This window comes from Arthrobacter sp. SDTb3-6, from assembly GCF_013376095.1.
Lineage (GTDB): Bacteria > Actinomycetota > Actinomycetes > Actinomycetales > Micrococcaceae > Specibacter.
This window is the reverse complement of sequence record NZ_JAAMFN010000001.1, coordinates 136,814-156,436: the sequence shown is the minus strand read 5'-3', so window position 1 is coordinate 156,436 and position 19,623 is coordinate 136,814. Positions and strand designations below refer to the sequence as shown.

The following is a 19,623-nucleotide window of genomic DNA, read 5'->3' as shown; positions in this document are numbered from 1 at the left end:
CCTCACAAAAGTGAGGGAGCATCCGCCCTTTTCGACCCGGTTGCAACCGGGCGTCGGGGAAAAGTGCCCCGGTTGCAACCGAGCGTCGGTGTCAGCGCTCGATGTCTCCGCGGATGAACGCTTCGACCAGCTCGTGGGCCTCGTCGTCGGGGTGCTGGACGGGCGGGGACTTCATGAAGTAGCTCGCGGCGGAGAGGATGGGGCCGCCGATGCCGCGGTCCAGGGCGATCTTGGCGGCGCGGATCGCGTCGATGATCACGCCGGCGGAGTTCGGGGAATCCCACACTTCCAGCTTGTATTCCAGGGATACGGGCGCGTCACCGAAGTTGCGGCCTTCCAGGCGGACGAAGGCCCACTTGCGGTCGTCGAGCCACGCAACGTAGTCGGACGGGCCGATGTGGACGTCGTCCGCGCCCAGCACGGCCGAGGTGTTGGAGGTGACGGCCTGGGTCTTGGAAATCTTCTTGGACTCGAGGCGGTCGCGTTCCAGCATGTTCTTGAAGTCCATGTTGCCGCCGACGTTCAGCTGGTAGGTGCGGTCCAGGATCACGCCGCGGTCCTCAAACAGCTTGGCCATGACACGGTGGGTGATGGTTGCGCCGATCTGGCTCTTGATGTCATCGCCGATGATCGGCACGCCGGCGGCGGTGAACTTGTCGGCCCATTCCTTGGTGCCGGCAATGAACACCGGCAGGGCGTTGACAAAGGCGACCCCGGCGTCGATGGCGCACTGGGCGTAGAACTTGGCGGCGGCGTCGGAGCCCACCGGCAGGTAGCACACCATGACGTCGACCTTGGCTTCCTTGAGGGTCGCCACCACGTCCACGGCCTCGGCGTCGGACTCCACGATGGTCTCGCGGTAGTACTTGCCCAGGCCGTCGAGGGTCTGTCCGCGCAGGACGGGGACGTCGAGCACGGGCACATCAGCGAGCTTGATGGTGTTGTTCTCGCTGGCGCCGATGGCCTCGGAGAGGTCCAGCCCCACCTTCTTGCCGTCCACGTCGAACGCGGCCACGAACGTCACGTCATTGACGTGGTACGGCCCGAACTCGACGTGCATCAGGCCCGGAACCTTCGCGGACGGATCGGCATCCTTGTAGTACTGGACGCCCTGGACCAGCGACGAGGCACAGTTTCCCACACCGACAATGGCAACCCGAATAGGATGATTGGACACGGAACTCCTTCATAAAAAATATCCCGGTCCGGACCCATTTCAGGGCGATCGGTCGGCGCACGGCTGCACGGAATTCTCGTGAGCTCAGGCGGACGGCTGGTCGAACCGGACCCGGCGCCACCACGGCGCCCTAACCATACTAAGCAACGTACCGCGCCTTGGCATTGTTCCCCACGTCACGAAAGATCTTCGTGGCCGCCCTCATGGGGCCGCCGGCCGGTGGCGGCCCCATGAGGGCCCCGGGGCGACCCCGGGGCATCTTAACGCAGCTACTTTTGGGCCCACTTGTTGATGTCGGATTCGACGGCGAACTCGTCGATGGCGGTGAGTTCACGGTCCGTAAACGCCAGGTTGTTGATGGCGGCGACATTGTTTTCAAGCTGCCGGACGCTGGAGGCACCCACCAGGGCGGACGTCACGGCGCTGCCCTTGGCCTGCGGGCGCAGGATCCAGGCGATGGCCATTTGCGCCAGCGACTGGCCGCGCGCGGCAGCGATGCCGTTCAACGCGCGCACCCGGGCCATCTTTTCCTCGGTGAGGTCGTTTTCGTGCAGGAAGCGTTCCTTGGCGGCCCGCGAGTCGGCGGGGACCCCGTTGAGGTAGCGGTCCGTGAGCATGCCCTGGGCCAGCGGCGAGAACGCTATCGACCCCGCGCCAACCTCGTCAAGGGCCTCGTACAGGTTTGGTTCGCCGTTTTCCGTCCACCGGTTCAGCATGGAGTAGGAGGGCTGGTGGATCAACAGCGGCGTACCCATTTCCTTCAGGATCCGTGCCGCCTCGAGCGTCTGGGCGGGCGTGTACGACGAAATGCCCGCGTACAGTGCCTTGCCGGAACGAACGGCCGTGTCCAGGGCGCCCATGGTCTCCTCCATGGGCGTTTCCGGGTCTGGCCGGTGGCTGTAGAAGATGTCCACGTAGTCAAGGCCCATGCGTCCCAACGACGCATCCAGGCTGGACAGCAGGTACTTGCGGGAGCCCCACTCGCCGTACGGCCCGGGCCACATGTAGTAGCCGGCCTTGGTGGAGATGACCAGTTCGTCGCGGTGGGCGGCAAAGTCATCCTTGAGGTGGCGGCCAAAGTTGGTTTCGGCGCTGCCGTCCGGCGGGCCGTAGTTGTTGGCCAGGTCAAAGTGGGTGACGCCCAGGTCGAAGGCGCGGCGCAGGATGGCACGCTGGACCTCGAACGGCTTGTCATCGCCAAAGTTGTGCCACAGGCCCAGCGAGACGGCGGGCAGTTTCAGTCCGCTGCGTCCGACGCGGCGGTAGGGCATGGTCTCATAGCGGTTTTCCGCAGCATGAAATGTCATGTCCCCATCCTGCCACCCCCGGCGCACCGCGGGCGGCTTTTGCCGCGCCGGCCCCGCGCCTCAGTCCCGGCCGGGCGCGCGCAGCACCAGCGTGGACCGTCCGGCCACGCCCACCACCTGCCCGGCCGCGAATTCCTCAGCACTGACGCCGTCGGTGTGGATTTCCACCACCCAGCTGTCCGCGTAGCCCCCATCCGGCAGCGTAAAGTCCACCACGTCGTCCCCGGCGTTGAACAGCATCAGGAAGCAGTCGTCCACCACGGGCCGGCCGCGTTCGTCGCAGTCCGGGAGTCCGTCACCGTTGAGGAACACCCCGATGCTGCGCCCGAACCCGCTTTCCCAGTCGGCCTCGGTCATGGCGGCGGCGTCGGGGCGCAGCCACACGATGTCCGGCAGGGCGCCGTCGTCCCCGCGGTCCACGGGGTGCCCGTTAAAGAAGCGCCGGCGCCGGAACACCGGGTGCGCTGCCCGCAGTGCGCCCAGTCGGGAGGCAAAGTCAACCAGGGCGGTGTCGGCGCCGGACCAGTCGATCCAGGTCAGGGGCGAGTCCTGGGCGTAGCCGTTGTTGTTGCCGCCCTGCGTGCGGCCCAGCTCGTCGCCGTGGGAGATCATGGGCACGCCCTGGGCCAGCAGCAAGGTGGTGAGGAAGTTGCGCTGCTGCCGGGCGCGGAGGCTGTTGACGGCGGGGTCGTCGGTGGGGCCCTCCACGCCGCAGTTCCAGGAACGGTTGGTGGATTCGCCGTCGCGGTTCTCCTCCCCGTTGGCGTCGTTGTGCTTGTCGTTGTAGCTGACCAGGTCGGCGAGGGTGAAGCCGTCGTGGGCCGTCACGAAGTTGATGGACGCCACGGGGCGGCGGCCGGAGTGGCCGTACAGGTCCGAGGAGCCCGTCAGCCGGGAGGCAAACTCCCCCAGCGTGGCCGGTTCCCCTCGCCAGAAGTCGCGCACGGTGTCGCGGAACTTGCCGTTCCACTCGGTCCACTGCGGCGGGAAGTTGCCCACCTGGTAGCCGCCGGGGCCCAGGTCCCAGGGTTCGGCGATGAGCTTGACGCGGGAGATCACCGGATCCTGCTGCACCATTTCGAAGAACGTGGAGAGCTTGTCCACTTCGTAGAATTCGCGGGCCAGTGTGGCGGCCAGGTCAAAGCGGAAGCCGTCCACGTGCATCTCGGTGACCCAGTACCGCAGGGAGTCCATGATCAGCGCCAGGGGGTGCGGCTGGCGGACGTTGAAGGAATTCCCGGTCCCGGTGTAGTCCAGGTAGTGGGCCGCGTCGCCCTCGACCAGGCGGTAGTAGCCGTCGTTGTCGATCCCGCGGAAGGAAAGCGTGGGTCCCAGGTCGCTGCCTTCGGCCGTGTGGTTGTACACGACGTCCAGGATCACCTCGAGCCCGTTGCGGTGCAGTTCCTTGACCATCTCCTTGAACTCGCGCACCTGCCCGCAGGGGTCCGTGTCGGCCGCATATTCGTTGTGCGGGGCAAAGAAGCCGATGGTGTTGTAGCCCCAATAGTTGCGCAGTCCACGGCTTTCCAGCGCGTCGTCCTGGACAAATTGCTGTACCGGCATGAGTTCGACGGCGGTCACGCCCAGCTTCTTCAGGTGCCCGACGACGGCGGGGTGCGCCACCCCTGCATAACGGCCCCGCTGGTGTTCCGGCACGTCAGGATGCTGCCGGGTCAGGCCCTTGACGTGGGCCTCGTAGATGACGGTGCGGTGGTAGGGGGTGTCCGGCCGGGCCACCTCCCGGCCGTCATCGCCGCTCCAGTCGAAGCCCGCATCGACCACCACCGAGCGGTAGGTGTGGGCGGCGGAGTCCTCGTCGTTGCGGGTGAGCGGCTCGCCGAAGGTGTATGCGTAGACCGGCTGGCCCCACGTCACCTGGCCGGCAATGGCCCGGGCATAGGGGTCCAGCAGCAGCTTGTGGACGTTGAACCGTTTCCCGTTGGCAGGGTCCCAGGACCCGTCAACGCGGAAGCCGTAGTGCTGGCCGGGCTTCACCCCGGGCACATACCCGTGCCACACGTACGCGTCGACTTCGGTGAGGCGGATGCGTTCCTCGTTCCCGCCGTCATCAAACAGGCACAGGTACACGGCCTCGGCACTGTCGCTGAACAGGGCGAAGTTGGTGCCGTCGGCGTCGGCCTCGGCGCCGAGCGGATACGGTTTTCCGGGCCAAGGTTCCACGGGTTCCCCCTTGCGGTTGGTGCGTTGGTTGGTCAGCAGGCTCCGGACAGCCCTTTCCACACGGCCGGGATGCGCCCCGCCAGCATGCCGGCATTCAGCGGCGCCCCGGTGCCGTACCGCCCCAGTCTGCCATGGAATGCCGCCGCCAACGCGGCAGTTGCGGCCAAGGCGTCGGGCGGGTCCGCGCCGGCTGCCTGGCCGCGCCCGGTGTCCATGGCCAGCAGTGCCACCAGGATGCCGGCCAGGGTGTCGCCGCTGCCTGCCGTGGCCAACGACGGCGTGCCGTCGCCCTGGCTGTACGTCCTCCCGCCGGGGGACGCCACGAAGGTGGTCGGCCCCTTGAGCAGGACCGTGGCCCCTGTCAGCGCGGCGGCATCGCGGGCGGCAGCCAGCGGGGCCGCTTCCACCTCCGCCCGCTCGGTCTCCTTACCCAGCCTGGTCAGGAGTGCGGCCAGCTCGCCGGCATGCGGGGTCAGGACCAGGTGCGACTGCTCCGCCCCGGCCGCCCGGGACACGAGTTCCAGCGCCCCGGCGTCAACCACCGTTGGCAGGCCGGAGGCCAGCGCCTGGCGGGCCCGGGCCAGTTGTTCCCGGTCGCCGTCAATGCCGGGACCGGCAAGCCAGGCCTGCACGCGGACGCTGTCCGGGGGACCTTCGGTGCATACGGCCTCCGGGTTGCGCACATGCAGGGCGGCAGCCACCGCGCCCGGTCCCAGGTAGCGCACCATGCCCGGTCCGCAGGCCGACGCCGCGGCCACTGCCAGCAGCGCCGCCCCCGGATAGTCTGCGGACCCGGCCACGATCCCCGCCACCCCGCGCGTATATTTCTGGTCGGCCGCTTCCGGCCGTGGCAGCAGCGCCGCCAGGTCCGCCGTTTGCAGGCGGAGCACATCCGGCGTCCCCAGCCCGTCCTCAATGCCCAGCCCGACGACGGTGGCCCCACCGCTGAGCTGCTCCCCCGGCGCCGCAAGCAGCCCTGTCTTGGCGGCACCGAAGGTCACGGTGAGCGTTGCCGGCAGCACGGGCCCGTGCACTTCCCCGGTGGTGGCGTCCACGCCGCTGGGCAGGTCGCATGCCACCACTGCGGGGGCGGAGGTGGCCGCCGGCCCCGGACCGGGGCCGGCCGGGTTGTTCGGGATTATTTTGCACAACCGTGCCACAATGCTTGCTGCGGGCTCCCGCAGGCCGCCATGCCCGCCGGTGCCCAGAAGTCCGTCCACAATCACGTCGGCGGCTGCGGCCTGGGCGCAAAAGCGGTCGCTGCCCTCCGGGACGCTGAGGATCAGGCCGCCGGCCTTCGTGAAGGCGGCCAGCGCCCCAGGGTGGGTGCGGGTGCTGGTGAGCAGCGCCATCGCGCGGGCCCCGCGTCCGGCCAGCCAGGCTCCGGCAAACAACGCGTCACCACCGTTGTTGCCCGAACCGACGAGCAGGGCAACGTGCGATCCGTAGACGCCGCAGCCGCGTCCCCGCAGCACGGAAACCACGCCCATCGCCAGGCCGTACGCGGCGCGCTGCATCAATTCCGGCCCGCCCCCGGCCTCGAGCAGCGGCTGTTCGGCAGCGCGCACGGCTGCGGCGGTGTAGGCGGGGAGCACGTCAGCCCTCGGCAATCACCATGGCCGTGGAAATGCCGCCGTCGTGGCTCATGGACAGGTGCCAGCGCTTGATGCCCTTGGCCTTGGCGACGGCGGCCACAGTGTCCTTGACGTTGATGGTGGGGCCGTGCTCGTCCAGGCCGATCCAGCAGTCCTGCCAGTTCATGCCGGCCGGCGCGCCGAGGGCCTTGGCCACGGATTCCTTGGCGGCAAAGCGCGCTGCGAGCGACTGGGTGTTCAGGCCGCGCTCGGCGGGCACAAACAACCTGTCCCGCAGCCCGGGCGTACGCTCCAGCTGCCGGCCAAAGCGTTCTATGTCAACGACGTCCACACCAATGCCAATAATCATGCTCCCAGCCTATTCCCCAGAAGCTCCCACCGCGGGGACCCCGGCGGTCGAGCCCGTCGAGACCTTGATTTCGACAGGCCCGATCACCGGCAAGCCCAACCACCGGCCGGCGGCGAAAATCTACTCGACGGTGACGGACTTTGCCAGGTTGCGCGGCTGGTCCACGTCGTAGCCCTTGGCCATGGCCAGCTCGCAGGCGAAGATCTGCAGCGGCACGGTGGCCAGCAGCGGCGCCAGCAGCGTGGTGGTCTCCGGGATGTAGAAAACGTGCTCGGCGTGGGCGCGCACGGACTCGTCGCCTTCCTCGGCAATCACAATGGTCTTCGCACCGCGGGCGCGCACCTCCTGGATGTTGGAGACGACCTTCGAATGCAGGGAGTCCCGGCCACGGGGCGAGGGGACCACCACGATGACGGGCTGGCCCTCCTCGATCAGGGCGATGGGGCCGTGCTTGAGTTCGCCGGCGGCAAATCCTTCGGCGTGGATGTAGGCGAGCTCCTTGAGCTTGAGCGCCCCTTCCATGGCCACGGGGAAGCCGACGTGGCGGCCCAGGAACAGCACCGAGCTGGTGTCGGCCATGCTGCGGGCCAGGTCCTTGATCTGCTGGTCGTTTTCCAGGACCTGCGCGATCTTTGCCGGCACCTTGGCCAGGTCGGCCAGCACATCCTTGATCTGCCCCTGGAACAGGTTGCCGCGCAGCTGTGCCAAATACAGGCCCAGCAGGTAGGCGGCCGTGATCTGGGCGAGGAACGCCTTGGTCGAGGCCACGGCGATCTCCGGTCCGGCGTGCGTGTACAGCACGGCGTCGGATTCGCGCGGGATGGTGGAGCCGTTCGTGTTGCAAATGGCGACGGTCTTGGCGCCCTGCTCGCGGGCGTAGCGCACGGCCATCAGCGTGTCCATGGTTTCACCGGACTGGGACAGCGAGACGATCAGCGTCTTGTCATCCACGATCGGGTCACGGTAGCGGAATTCATGGGACAGTTCCACCTCGGTGGGGATCCGGCACCAGTGCTCGATGGCGTACTTGGCCACCTGGCCGGCGTAGGCGGACGTGCCGCAGGCGAGCACGATGATCTTGTTGACGGTTTTCAGCACGTCGGCGTCGATGCGCATTTCATCCAGCGTCAGCTTGCCGTCGATGTCCGAACGGCCCAGCAGGGTCTGGGCCACGGCCTCAGGCTGGTCATGGATTTCCTTCTCCATGAAGGACGGGAAGCCGTCCTTCTCGGCGGCGGCGGCATCCCAGTCGACCAGGTACTCGCGGCCCTCGGCGGGTTCACCGCGGAAATCGGTGATGGCCACGGTCGCCGCGGTGATGGTGACCACCTGGTCCTGGCCCAGCTCCACGGCCCGGCGCGTGTAGTCAATGAAGCCGGATACGTCCGAGCCGAGGAAGTTCTCGCCGTCGCCCAGCCCCACCACCAGGGGTGAATTGCGGCGCGAGGCCACCACGGTGCCGGGGTGGGCCGCATGGGCGGCGAGGAGGGTGAAGGCCCCCTCAAGGCGCTGGGAGGCAAGCTGCATGGCCCGGGTGAGGCGGGCGCCGTCGGCGGATTCATCGGCCGGAAGCGAGCGGTAGATCTCCCCCAGCAGGACCGCCGCCACTTCGGTGTCGGTGTCGGAGATGAAGGTGTGCCCCTGGTAGACGAGCTCGGCCTTCAGGGGTGCATAGTTTTCAATGATCCCGTTGTGGATCACGGCCAGCCGGCCGTCGTCCACCACATGCGGGTGGGCGTTCTTGTCCGTGGGACCGCCGTGGGTGGCCCAGCGGGTGTGGCCGATCCCGGTCATGGAATCCGGCAGCGGGCTCGCGGCGAGCTCCGCCGTCAGGTTGGCCAGCTTTCCCGCCTTTTTGCGCATGGCGATTTCGCCGTTGGCCACCACTGCCACCCCGGCTGAGTCGTAGCCGCGGTACTCAAGGCGCCGCAGGCCCTCCATGAGCACGTCCAGGGCCTGGTGCCCGGCTGCAGTCGACGTTCCATTGGCCGGGGCGGTTCCGGCATAACCAACAATTCCACACATGAAAACCAATCATAATCGCTGATTGATTTGTAGTACGTCCTACGTTAGGGGCGGAAAACGCACCGCAGTCCCGCCCCACCGTGACGTCCCGTATTTCGCGCTGCACCACAAACAAGGCAGAATCAACAGCGTGACATCGCAAAAATCCGAGTCCAGCAACGGCGACGGCGCCTCCCCCTTTGTGGAGCTGGACCGCCAGACGTGGTCGCGGCTTGCCAATAAAATCGAGCAGCCACTCAACGAAGAGGACCTCGCACGCATCCGCGGCCTGGGTGACCAGCTCGACATGCGTGAGATTCGCGACGTCTACCTCCCGCTGTCCCGGCTCCTGAACCTCTACGTGGCCGCGGCGGGGCACCTGCACAGCGCCACCACCACCTTCCTGGGCGAACGCGGCAGCCGGACGCCGTTCGTCATTGGTGTCGCCGGTTCCGTGGCCGTGGGCAAGTCCACCACGGCACGTGTGCTGCGCGAGATGCTGCGCCGCTGGCCGGACACACCCAACGTGGAACTCGTGACCACTGACGGCTTCCTCTATCCCAACGCCGAACTGGAGCGCCGCGGGCTGATGTCCCGCAAGGGCTTCCCGGAATCCTATGACCGCCGCGCCCTGCTCCGCTTTGTCAGCGCCGTCAAGAGCGGCGCCGAGGAAGTCCGAGCCCCGATGTACTCGCACCTGACGTACGACATCATGCCCGGCCGGGAAGTGGTGGTCCACCGCCCCGACGTGCTCATCGTGGAGGGCCTGAACGTCCTGGCCGCCGCCCGGCCGCGCCCGGACGGCCGGTCCGGCCTGGCCGTCAGCGACTTCTTCGACTTTTCCATCTACGTGGACGCGAAAACGCAATACATCGAACAGTGGTACATCGACCGCTTCCGCTCCCTGCGCAGCGGGGCGTTCTCCAACCCGGAATCGTATTTCCGCCGGTACGCGGCCCTGTCCGACGCCGAGGCCGTGGAAACCGCCACCCACATCTGGAAAACCATCAACGAACCGAACCTGCTCCAAAACGTGCTCCCCACCCGCGGCCGGGCCCAGCTGGTGCTCACCAAGGACTCCGACCACTCCATCCGCCGGATGCTGCTGAGGAAGGTCTAGCCGGTCATGGCCGGAAGCCACCAGGCCCCCGGCAATGCCCCGGGAACTCGCCGGGCCCGCCCGGGCGCCGTCCTGACAGCATTCCTTGCCGTGCCGCTCCTTGCCGTCCTGGCCTTCTCCCTGGGCGGCTGCTTCCCCCGTCCGACGCCGGGGCCCTCCCGGGCGGGCGCCGCACCTTCCGTTTCCCCCTCCACGGCGCCGGGCCCGGCATCGGCCAAAACCCAGCGGCCGGCGTCGTCCTCCCCCGCTTCGGCGGCGAAACCCCCGGTCGCCGGCGCGCCTGCCGGGGCACCCATCCAGCAGCTGTTCGCCGCCGGCGGCAATTCCCTGCCCGACCGGGCGCTGTGGGACATCACCGACCCGTCCAGTGTGCTCGTGCTGGTGAACAAGCACCATGCACTCGTGCCGCGGAACTACATGCCACCGTTCCTGGTGACGCCCGCCGTTCCCACGGGTTCGGGCGAGCCCGCCCTCCTGCGGCGGGCAGCGGCAGCGGCTGTCGGGCAAATGTTTGCCGCGGCCGCAGCAGACGGCGTCAACATGACGGTGATGAGCAGCTTCCGCTCCTACGCCACGCAGGTGTCCCTCTACAACAGTTACGCGGCACAAAGGGGCGCCGAAGCGGCGGACACGGCCTCGGCCCGGCCGGGATACTCCGAGCACCAGACCGGCTTTGCCCTCGATATCGGGGACGCCGCCGTCCCGGCGTCGTGCGCGTTCACGTGGTGCATGGCGTCAAGCCCGGCTGGCCTGTGGGTGGCCGGACACGCCGCGAAATACGGCTTTGTGGTCCGCTACCAACTTGGCCTGGAGGGCACCACCGGATACCTCGCCGAACCCTGGCACCTGCGCTTTGTGGGTGCTGCCGTTGCCCAGGACATGTCCAGGCGCGGAATCCTGACGTACGAACAATATTTGGGGCTGCCCGGCGCACCGGGTTATGAATAGGCCGCGTGGAGGCATTTGTGAAAATGCCGTCCATGAGGTGCCTGGCGCGCTCCTGCGCCATTCCGGGAAGCTGCCGCGCGTCCACGTTTTTGGGCCGGCTGCATTGAGCGGGACAATTCCCTTTTGGTCTCAATGCAACCGGCCCAAATCCGCTGGCACCGACCTGCGGACATCAAATTTTCATTCCCAGGAACGCCTTCAAGGGCGCCCCGGCGGAAACTGCGGTTTTAGACGCTCACGACAGGCTGCTCGGTCCCGCAATACTTGCATTTGCTTGCTGCGACCGGCAGGTCGTCGGAAAGGCAGGCGGGGCAGGCCTTGGTCGGCGCCGGGTCACCAAACGCCGTGATGCCACGGCGGGCCTGGATCGCCTTGTAAGGAACGACAATAACGAAGTACACGACTGCCATGAAGATGATGAAATAGATGATGGCGGAAATAAAGGACCCGATATCGAGGTAGGTCGCCTTGTTGCCAGCCGCTCCCAGCTGCCAGCCAAGGCCCAGTGACTGGCCACCCTGAAGTGCGGCAATGAGGGGATTGATGACGAAATCCGTAAAGGCCTTCACCAAGGTGCTGAAGGCCAGGGCAACAACCAAACCGATTGCCACGGTAATTACGTCACCACGCATTAGAAAATTCTTAAATCCACGAATCATCATTACTCCTCACCAATCAACAACAATTTACTGTCGGTTGTCACGCTAAGGGAAGAATACGGCGAGGTCAAGCGCTTACGCAGGGCAGCGTGTTGGCTGTGAGCCGGACCACCAAGGCCCGCTCCGGTGCCACTTCCGGGCACCTGCTACAGGGCAAGTTCCTGGCGCACCACGTCGACCAGGCCGTCGCAGATGCGCTGTGCCGTCGCGGTGTCGGCCGCCTCAACCATGACCCGGACCAGCTGCTCGGTCCCCGACGGGCGCAGCAGCACGCGGCCGGTGTCGCCGAGCTCGGCCTCGGCCTTGGCCACGGCGGCCTTGACCGCGGGGACGATCGCGGCACGGGACTTGTCCACGTCCTTGACGTTGATCATGACCTGGGGCAGCTTGTGCATGGCGCCGGCCAGGTCCTTGAGGGTCCTGCCCGTCTTGGCAACCTGGGCAGCGAGCTGCAGGCCGGTCAGGAGGCCGTCGCCCGTGGTGGCGTAGTCGGAGAAAATGACGTGTCCGGACTGTTCCCCGCCCAGCGAGTAGTCTCCGCGGCGCATTTCCTCCAGCACATAGCGGTCGCCAACAGCGGTTTCGCGGATGGTGATGCCGGCATCGCGCAGCGCGATCTTCAGGCCCAGGTTGCTCATGACGGTGGCGACCAGGACGTTGCCCTTAAGTTCGCCGGCTTCCTTTTGTGCCAGGGCCAGCACGGCCATGATCTGGTCGCCGTCCACAACCTGCCCCTCGTGGTCCACGGCAAGGCACCGGTCGGCGTCGCCGTCGTGGGCAATGCCCAGGTCCGCACCGGTGGACAGGACCCTGTCCTGCAACTTTTCAAGGTGTGTGGAACCCACGCCGTCATTGATGTTCAGCCCGTCCGGGTCCGCGCCAATGACGGTCACTGTTGCACCGGCGTCGGTGAAGACCTGCGGGGAGCAGCCGCTGGCGGCGCCGTTGGCGCAGTCCAGGACAATCTTCAACCCGTCGAGGCGGTGGGGCATGGTGCCGAGCAGGTGGACGATGTAGCGGTCCTCGGCGTCTGAGAAACGCTGGATGCGTCCGACGTCGACGCCAACGGGGCGGAAGGCATCGCGCTGGAGCTGGTCCTCGATGGCATCCTCCACCGCGTCGTCCAGCTTCTGGCCGCCGCGGGCAAAGAACTTGATGCCGTTGTCCGGGGCAGGATTGTGGGAGGCGGAGATCATCACGCCAAAGTCTGCGCCTAAGTCTGCGATGAGGAATGCGGTGGCCGGCGTCGGCAGGACACCGGCGTCGTAGACGTCGACTCCCGCGCTGGCCAGGCCGGCCGCCACTGCGGCGCCGATGAATTCGCCGCTCGCGCGCGGATCACGGGCGAGCACCGCACGTGGCCGCTTTCCTTCGCTCATCTGGTCGTGTCCCAGCACCACGGCAGCGGCCTGCGCCAGTGACAATGCGAGCTCTGCCGTCAGGAGGCCATTGGCCAATCCGCGGACACCGTCGGTTCCAAATAATCTAGACATCCCGTCCAGTCTAATTCATCTCCGGCCCCAACGCCGCCGCGGGACCCGGAACCAGCCCGCCCGGAGACATAAAAATCCCCGGCCGCGCGGCGGCCGGGGATTTTTATGGGAGCGCGGAAATTAGCGCTTGGAGTACTGCGAAGCCTTGCGGGCCTTCTTCAGACCAGCCTTCTTGCGCTCGATGACGCGGGCGTCACGGGTCAGGAAGCCGGCCTTCTTCAGGGTGGCCCGGTTGTTCTCAACGTCGATCTCGTTCAGGGAACGGGCAACGCCCAGGCGCAGTGCACCGGCCTGGCCGGAGGGGCCGCCGCCGTGGATGCGGGCGATGACGTCGTAGGCGCCGTCGAGGTCCAGGATGCGGAACGGGTCGTTGACTTCCTGCTGGTGCAGCTTGTTCGGGAAGTAGTCAGCCAGTTCGCGGCCGTTGACAACCCACTTGCCGGTGCCGGGGACAACACGCACGCGGGCAATGGCCTGCTTGCGGCGGCCGACTGCAGCACCGGAAACGGTCAGCGCGGGGCGTTCCTTCTTCGGGGCGGCGTCGGCGGCGGGGGCGCTTTCGCTGGTGTAGCTGGTCAAAACTTCTTCCTCGGCCGCAACGGCGTCGGTGTTCAGCTCTTCAGTATTCTGAGCCACGATTCTCCTTGATAAGTAAATTTAGGTGGTGGCCAGGACTACTGGGCGACCTGGGTGATTTCAAACGTCTTGGGCTGCTGGGCGGCGTGCGGGTGCTCGGCACCGCGGTACACCTTCAGCTTGCCAATCTGGGCGTTGCCCAGCTTGGTCTTCGGGAGCATGCCGGCAACGGCCTTTTCCACGGCGCGAACCGGGTTCTTTTCCAGCAGTTCTGCATAGTTCATGCTTGACAGGCCGCCCGGGTAACCGGAGTGGCGGTAAGCGCGCTTCTGCTCGAGCTTGGCGCCGGTCAGGGCAACCTTCTCGGCGTTGATGATGATGACGAAATCGCCCATGTCCATGTGGGGAGCGAAGGTCGGCTTGTGCTTTCCACGCAGCAGTGTTGCGGTCTGGCTGGCAAGACGGCCCAAGACAACGTCATTGGCATCAATGATGTGCCACTGACGGTTGATATCGCCGGGCTTCGGGGTATACGTACGCACGGTTTTTGCCTTCGTTTCTTGTTCTTGGTTGGTGTCACAGATGGTTGACACCTGCTATCTATGCGTTTACCGGAACAGAGGTGAGGGCTCTAACACCAGTCATCCATACACTTCCCGATCACGCCTGCCGGGTGGCAGTCCTGCAACCGGACCTCCAGCGGGCGTGTGGCATCGGGATAGGACACGCACAACGACTACCAACGATACCGTTAATCCTGCCCGCCGGTCAAAGCGGGGCCGGGGTCCCCCGCCGTGCCCGGGTCAGCACCGCACGCCCCGACAGTTCCGAGTCCGCCGGGTAGTGGACTTCCTCCAGGACCAGCGGGTGCGGGGCGGCCAGGACGGACTTTGCGTCCCTGACGCCCGCCAGCAGCCGGCGGTGCATCCATTCCGGGTCCTCGCGCCCCTCCCCCACCCGGAGCGCAGCCCCCATCAGGGCGCGGACCATGTTGTGGCAAAAGGCGTCGGCCTGGACATTGACATTAATCACACCGTCGGCTCCGCGCACATAGTCCAGCCGCTGGAGCGTGCGCACGGTGGTGGACCCCTCCCGGGGCTTGGCGAAGGCCTTGAAGTCCTGCAGGCCCAGCAGCGGCCCGGCAGCCTGGTTCATCAGGTCCACGTCCAGCCCATGCTTGTGCCACAGCGTCACGGCACGCTGGAGCGGATCACGCCGCGTCGGGGCGTCGGCAATCCGGTAGCTGTAGCGCCGCCACAGGGCGGAGAAGCGTGCGTCGAAGCCCTCGGGCGCGGGCCCCGCCGCCACGACCTCCACGGCACCGTGGAGGTCTTCAAGGATCCTGGCAAGCGCCCCGTTGAGCCGGCGTTTCAGCGATTCCTGGGGCACGGCGTCGTGCCCGCGCCGCAGCCCGGTCCACTCCTCCTGCGTGACGTCCAGGTGGGCGACCTGGCCGCGGGCGTGCACGCCCGCGTCCGTGCGTCCGGCGACAGTGAGGCGCACCGGCCGCCGCAGGATCAAGGCGAGGGACCCCTCGAGCACGCCCTGGACCGTGCGCCGCCCCGGCTGGACTGCCCACCCGCTGAACGGGCCGCCGTCGTAGGCGATGTCCAGCCGGACACGCAACAACCCGCCGCCCCCGGGAAGGGGGACGACGGGTTGTTGATGGTTCATGGCCACAAGTCTACCGTGGCGCTGAAGCGTGGCTACTCAGCTTCAACTTCCTGGGCAGCCTCGCCGCCGGCAGGCGCGAAGCCTGCAGCCGCAGCCGACTCGGCAGAGTCGAACCAGACTTCAGCGACCGTGGCGTCGTACCAGCGCGAGCCGGGAACGTGGAACTTCATGGAGTCCTCGTTGCCCTTGACGGGGAAGCCCTCGGGGGCTTCGTTGTCCTCGGTGGCGGCGTGGGCGCCGGCGTACTTGGCCTCGGCAGCTTCAGCCGGGGCTGCAGCTTCCTCAACCGGTGCAGCAGCTTCCTCAACCAGCGCGGCAGCGGCGGCAGCGGTGGCGGCTTCCTTCACAACGGCCTGCTTGGCGCTCAGCGGCTCCAGGACCAGTTCGATGACGGCCATGGGGGCGTTGTCGCCCTTGCGGTTGCCGATCTTCGTGATGCGCGTGTAGCCGCCATCGCGGTTCTCCACTGCCTTGGCGATGTCGGTGAACAGCTCGTGGACAACGCCCTTGTCGCTGATCAGGCCGAGGACGCGGCGGCGTGAGGACAGGTCCCCACGCTTGGCGAAGGTGACCAGACGCTCAGCGTAGGGGCTCAGGCGCTTGGCCTTGGTCAGGGTGGTGGTGATCCGCTTGTGCTCGAACAGGGCAGCGGACAGGTTCGCGAGCATCAGGCGCTCGTGAGCCGCGCCGCCTCCGAGGCGGGGACCCTTGGCGGGTGTAGGCATGGTGTTTCTCCTCAAGTATCAGCCGCACCGGGCCGGCCACATCAAGCGTGGCCGGAGGTGCCGGCTAAAAGAATGGTTGTTCGTCTTTAGAGTTCGTCGTCGCCGTAGGCGTCGTCGTTCTCGTCAATGGCTGCGGCACGGGCGGCCAGGTCAAATCCTGGAGGGGAATCCTTCAGGGACAGGCCCAGTTCAACCAGCTTTGCCTTTACCTCGTCAATGGACTTCGCACCAAAGTTGCGGATGTCCATCAGGTCAGCCTCGGAGCGAGCAACGAGTTCACCCACGGAGTGGATGCCCTCACGCTTGAGGCAGTTGTAGGAACGCACCGTCAGGTCCAGGTCCTCGATCGGCAGTGCCATGTCGGCGGCGAGGGCGGCATCCGTCGGGGACGGGCCGATCTCGATGCCTTCAGCAGCGGTGTTCAGCTCGCGGGCCAGGCCGAAGAGCTCAACCAGCGTGGTGCCGGCGGAAGCGATGGCATCCCGGGGGGAGATGGCCTGCTTCGTCTCAACGTCAACAATCAGCTTGTCGAAGTCGGTGCGCTGCTCAACACGGGTGGCCTCCACGCGGAAGGTCACCTTCAGGACGGGCGAGTAGATCGAGTCGACCGGGATCCGGCCGATCTCGGAGTCCGCGCTCTTGTTCTGGGCTGCCGAAACGTAGCCGCGGCCGCGCTCGATGGTCAATTCGAGTTCGAACTTGCCCTTCGAGTTCAGCGTGGCAATGTGCATGTCCGGGTTGTGGAATTCCACCCCGGCCGGCGGGGCGATGTCCGCAGCCGTGACGACGCCGGGACCCTGCTTGCGCAGGTAGGCCACGACGGGCTCGTCATGCTCGCTGGACACGGACAGGCCCTTGATGTTCAGGATGATCTCGGTGACATCTTCCTTCACACCGGGAACCGTGGTGAACTCGTGCAGCACGCCATCAATGCGGATGCTGGTGACAGCAGCGCCGGGGATGGAGGACAGCAGGGTCCGACGGAGGGAGTTTCCCAGGGTGTAGCCGAAGCCGGGCTCCAACGGTTCAATGACGAACCGGGAGCGGTTTTCGGAAACAACTTCTTCAGATAGGGTGGGGCGCTGTGCAATGAGCACTGGGGGTTTCCTTTCAGCGAGCATCCGCTATATGACGCAACACAGGTAGTGGAAAAGGCGGCTGGCGACTTAACGGCGGCGGAGTTGGCCCTCCCCGGAAGCCCCTGGATTGGATCCGGGGGCTTTTCGGGAAAGGCCAACTCACACTGCGGCGGTGTGTCGTTAGACGCGGCGGCGCTTGGGCGGACGACAGCCGTTGTGCGCGCTGGGGGTGACATCCTGGATGGAGCCAACCTCAAGACCAGCGGCCTGCAGCGAACGGATAGCCGTTTCGCGGCCCGAGCCCGGACCCTTTACAAAAACGTCAACCTTGCGCAGGCCGTGCTCCTGGGCGCGCTTGGCAGCAGCTTCTGCAGCCATCTGCGCGGCGTACGGAGTCGACTTGCGGGAGCCCTTGAAGCCAACCTCGCCGGCGGAAGCCCACGAGATGACGGCACCGGACGGATCCGTGATGGAAACGATGGTGTTGTTAAAGGTGCTCTTGATGTGCGCCTGGCCCAGCGCAATATTCTTTTTATCCTTGCGACGCGGCTTACGAACCGCTCCACGAGTCTTTGGGGGCATTTTATTCTCCTACGAAAGTTTTTTTGAGGGGATGGCGCCGACGTATGTCAGCGGCCGGCCTTCTTCTTGCCTGCGACGGTGCGCTTCGGGCCCTTGCGGGTGCGAGCGTTGGTCTTCGTGCGCTGGCCATGCACAGGCATGCCGCGACGGTGACGGATGCCCTGGTAGCTGCCGATCTCCACCTTGCGGCGGATGTCTGCTGCGACCTCGCGGCGAAGGTCACCCTCAACCTTGTAGTTGCCCTCGATGTTGTCACGCAGCTGAACGAGTTCAGCGTCGGAAAGGTCCTTGACGCGGACGTCCGGGGAGATCCCCGTGTCTGCCAGGACTTTCTTTGCACGGGTCTTGCCCACGCCGTAGATGTATGTAAGCGCTACTTCCAACCGCTTTTCGCGGGGAAGGTCTACGCCAGCGAGACGTGCCATGGTGGCTGCTCCTTGGTGTTTACCGGAGGTCGTAGACAGTACACCCGCACTATTCCCAGTGCGGCCCCGGCCTCCGACCGGGGGTCCGTTGGCCGGTTGCGGATCGCTCCGCCTTCGTCCAACTTGTGCTGCCTTATGTATTTAATTGCGTGAGCGGCTGCCCGGCTTCTTCCCGATGTGGGAAGGATTAGCCCTGGCGCTGCTTGTGGCGCGGGTTCTCGCAGATCACCATGACCCGCCCGTTACGGCGGATCACCTTGCACTTGTCGCAGATCTGCTTGACGCTCGGCTTGACCTTCATGGCATTCCTTTGCGTGATTGCAGTTGTAGTTATTTGTAGCGGTAGACGATGCGACCACGGGTGAGGTCGTAAGGACTCAGCTCCACCACAACCCGGTCCTCAGGAAGGATACGAATGTAGTGCTGGCGCATTTTTCCTGAGATATGGGCAAGAACGATGTGCTTGTTCGTCAGCTCAACACGAAACATCGCGTTGGGCAGCGCTTCAGTCACAACGCCCTCGATCTCAATGACCCCGTCTTTCTTGGCCATATCCTCCGCTAACTTTGTTGCGCCGGCCCGCCCCTGGCCCGGAATGGGCACAACACGGGTCGACTTTGGGTTTACTACTGATGTTTGTTCGTCTGCGTTCACGGCGGGCGTCCGGATTGAACCGGGCTTCCGCAGCACACCCCAAATGACAGCAGGCACAGACAACCAACAACCCACTCTACGGCAAAGTGGCAAATAAGTTAAATTGCCAAGGCCCTGTGCGGCTGTGGTGTTAAGCGCTTTTGGCCGGGTACGCCGGCCAGCTGCCGGCCGGCGTCGTGACCGCTTCCGCGGCTGCCACGCCGTCCAGGACCGCCAGTCGGACGGCCTCGGCCGCTGCGCTTTGGAGCTCGATCAACGCGGCGGCGGGCAGTTGCGGAGGGGGCACCAGCGCCGCGGCCCCCGTTGCCAGCGTGAAAATGGTGTCGCCGTCGGCCAGCGTGTGGACTGGGTTCAGCGCGCGGGCCATGCCGGCGTGTGCGGCGGTGGCCGTCCGCCGCGCCTCCGCCGTCGTGAGCGCCGCGTTCGTGGCCACCACCACCAGGGTGGTGTTAAGCCCTTGGCCGTTCGACGGCGGCACGGCACCCGGGTGCCAGGGCACACCGGCGGCGTTGACCACGGCGAGGGCGCCGACCACCACGGTGCTGTTTTCCCCCGCAAGCCGCAGCGACGCCGTGCCCAGGCCGCCCTTGTACCTCCCGGCCCCGAGGGCGGCGCCCGTCCCGGCACCGGAGTTGCCGCAGTCGACGGCGGCCCCATCTGCCGAGCCTGCCGCGTCGAGGGCGGCCTCGTACCCCATGGCGGCGTCGGGGCGTGCCCCGAAGTCCCCGCCACGGCCCAGGTCAAAGATCGCGGCCGCCGGCACGATCGGCACCACTCCCCCGGGCACGGGGAAGCCGCGGCCGTTTTCCTCACACCAGCGCTGCACGCCGCCGGCGGCCGCCAGCCCATACGCGCTGCCTCCCGTGAGCACCACGGCATCCACGGTGGGGACCAGGGTGGTGGGGTCCAGCGCGTCGGTCTCGTGGGTGCCGGGCCCGCCGCCGCGGACGTCGACCGATCCGATGGTGCCCGGTGGCGGCAAAACGACCGTGACGCCGGTGAGCCAGCCGTCCCCACGCCGCTGCGCCTGCCCCACCCGGATGCCGGGAACGTCTGTGATGGAACCGTTGGTCAT

The 19,623-nt window shown here is 66.4% G+C and carries 20 protein-coding genes; 2 read left to right on the top strand and 18 right to left on the bottom strand.

Translation table 11 applies throughout. The annotated features are described in order from the left end of the window. Nucleotides 1-91: 91 nt before the first annotated feature. From G6035_RS00790 to glmS, 6 genes are all read right to left on the bottom strand, one after another. Nucleotides 92-1,177 (bottom strand): inositol-3-phosphate synthase, encoded by a 1,086-nt coding sequence (locus tag G6035_RS00790; protein ID WP_176615155.1) that lies wholly within the window; start codon nt 1,175-1,177, stop codon nt 92-94. A 269-nt stretch (nt 1,178-1,446) separates the two neighbouring features. Further along, nucleotides 1,447-2,484, bottom strand: coding sequence for an L-glyceraldehyde 3-phosphate reductase (gene mgrA, locus G6035_RS00785; protein WP_176615154.1), 1,038 nt, complete (start codon nt 2,482-2,484; stop codon nt 1,447-1,449). Between the two features lie 60 nt (nt 2,485-2,544). Then, the gene (gene glgX, locus G6035_RS00780; protein ID WP_176615153.1) at nt 2,545-4,665 is read right to left on the bottom strand and encodes a glycogen debranching protein GlgX; all 2,121 of its coding nucleotides are present in this window, start codon (nt 4,663-4,665) and stop codon (nt 2,545-2,547) included. 32 nt (nt 4,666-4,697) lie between these two features. Further along, entirely contained in the window at nt 4,698-6,275 is a 1,578-nt protein-coding gene (locus G6035_RS00775; protein ID WP_256127638.1) for a bifunctional ADP-dependent NAD(P)H-hydrate dehydratase/NAD(P)H-hydrate epimerase, read from the bottom strand. Beyond that, nucleotides 6,262-6,609: a holo-ACP synthase gene (locus tag G6035_RS00770; RefSeq protein ID WP_113719140.1), complete on the bottom strand. Its 348-nt coding sequence runs from the start codon at nt 6,607-6,609 to the stop codon at nt 6,262-6,264. The genes G6035_RS00775 and G6035_RS00770 overlap by 14 nt, the downstream gene beginning before the upstream one ends. A 120-nt stretch (nt 6,610-6,729) precedes the next feature. Beyond that, the gene (gene glmS, locus G6035_RS00765; RefSeq protein WP_176615152.1) at nt 6,730-8,634 is read right to left on the bottom strand and encodes a glutamine--fructose-6-phosphate transaminase (isomerizing); all 1,905 of its coding nucleotides are present in this window, start codon (nt 8,632-8,634) and stop codon (nt 6,730-6,732) included. A gap of 121 nt (nt 8,635-8,755) precedes the next feature. Between glmS and coaA the strand changes: the two genes are divergently transcribed. Further along, nucleotides 8,756-9,733: a type I pantothenate kinase gene (coaA, locus tag G6035_RS00760; RefSeq protein WP_256883602.1), complete on the top strand. Its 978-nt coding sequence runs from the start codon at nt 8,756-8,758 to the stop codon at nt 9,731-9,733. Between the two features lie 6 nt (nt 9,734-9,739). Continuing rightward, nucleotides 9,740-10,681 (top strand): D-alanyl-D-alanine carboxypeptidase family protein, encoded by a 942-nt coding sequence (locus tag G6035_RS19865; protein WP_256127637.1) that lies wholly within the window; start codon nt 9,740-9,742, stop codon nt 10,679-10,681. Nucleotides 10,682-10,908: 227 nt separating this feature from the next. Here the strand turns inward: G6035_RS19865 and G6035_RS00750 are convergent, their stop codons facing one another. The 12 genes from G6035_RS00750 to G6035_RS00695 all read right to left on the bottom strand — a co-directional run bounded on the left by G6035_RS00750 (nt 10,909) and on the right by G6035_RS00695 (nt 19,623). After that, nucleotides 10,909-11,343, bottom strand: a complete 435-nt coding sequence (locus G6035_RS00750; protein ID WP_218062843.1) for an MscL family protein — start codon at nt 11,341-11,343, stop codon at nt 10,909-10,911. 143 nt (nt 11,344-11,486) lie between these two features. Further along, a complete protein-coding gene (gene glmM / locus G6035_RS00745; RefSeq protein ID WP_176615150.1) occupies nt 11,487-12,833 on the bottom strand; it encodes a phosphoglucosamine mutase in 1,347 nt (448 codons plus the stop codon). A gap of 120 nt (nt 12,834-12,953) precedes the next feature. After that, the gene (gene rpsI, locus G6035_RS00740) at nt 12,954-13,469 is read right to left on the bottom strand and encodes a 30S ribosomal protein S9 (protein ID WP_176615149.1); all 516 of its coding nucleotides are present in this window, start codon (nt 13,467-13,469) and stop codon (nt 12,954-12,956) included. Nucleotides 13,470-13,507: 38 nt separating this feature from the next. Next, entirely contained in the window at nt 13,508-13,951 is a 444-nt protein-coding gene (rplM, locus tag G6035_RS00735) for a 50S ribosomal protein L13 (RefSeq protein WP_176615148.1), read from the bottom strand. Nucleotides 13,952-14,177: 226 nt separating this feature from the next. Next, complete coding sequence (locus G6035_RS00730) at nt 14,178-15,083, bottom strand: tRNA pseudouridine(38-40) synthase TruA (protein WP_176615147.1); 906 nt, start codon at nt 15,081-15,083, stop codon at nt 14,178-14,180. A 32-nt stretch (nt 15,084-15,115) separates the two neighbouring features. Next, entirely contained in the window at nt 15,116-15,808 is a 693-nt protein-coding gene (gene rplQ / locus G6035_RS00725; protein WP_176615146.1) for a 50S ribosomal protein L17, read from the bottom strand. Between the two features lie 86 nt (nt 15,809-15,894). Further along, nucleotides 15,895-16,905 carry a DNA-directed RNA polymerase subunit alpha gene (locus tag G6035_RS00720; protein ID WP_176615145.1) on the bottom strand — a complete coding sequence of 337 codons (1,011 nt, stop codon included), beginning with the start codon at nt 16,903-16,905 and terminating at the stop codon, nt 15,895-15,897. A gap of 162 nt (nt 16,906-17,067) precedes the next feature. Further along, nucleotides 17,068-17,469, bottom strand: coding sequence for a 30S ribosomal protein S11 (rpsK, locus tag G6035_RS00715; RefSeq protein WP_131394219.1), 402 nt, complete (start codon nt 17,467-17,469; stop codon nt 17,068-17,070). 47 nt (nt 17,470-17,516) lie between these two features. Further along, entirely contained in the window at nt 17,517-17,894 is a 378-nt protein-coding gene (rpsM, locus tag G6035_RS00710; protein WP_038464651.1) for a 30S ribosomal protein S13, read from the bottom strand. A 187-nt stretch (nt 17,895-18,081) separates the two neighbouring features. Continuing rightward, the gene (gene rpmJ / locus G6035_RS00705) at nt 18,082-18,195 is read right to left on the bottom strand and encodes a 50S ribosomal protein L36 (RefSeq protein WP_011775570.1); all 114 of its coding nucleotides are present in this window, start codon (nt 18,193-18,195) and stop codon (nt 18,082-18,084) included. A gap of 29 nt (nt 18,196-18,224) precedes the next feature. Beyond that, on the bottom strand, nt 18,225-18,446 hold the full coding sequence (gene infA / locus G6035_RS00700; RefSeq protein WP_009358723.1) for a translation initiation factor IF-1: 222 nt from the start codon (nt 18,444-18,446) through the stop codon (nt 18,225-18,227). Nucleotides 18,447-18,678: 232 nt separating this feature from the next. Continuing rightward, nucleotides 18,679-19,623, bottom strand: a complete 945-nt coding sequence (locus G6035_RS00695; RefSeq protein WP_176615144.1) for a P1 family peptidase — start codon at nt 19,621-19,623, stop codon at nt 18,679-18,681.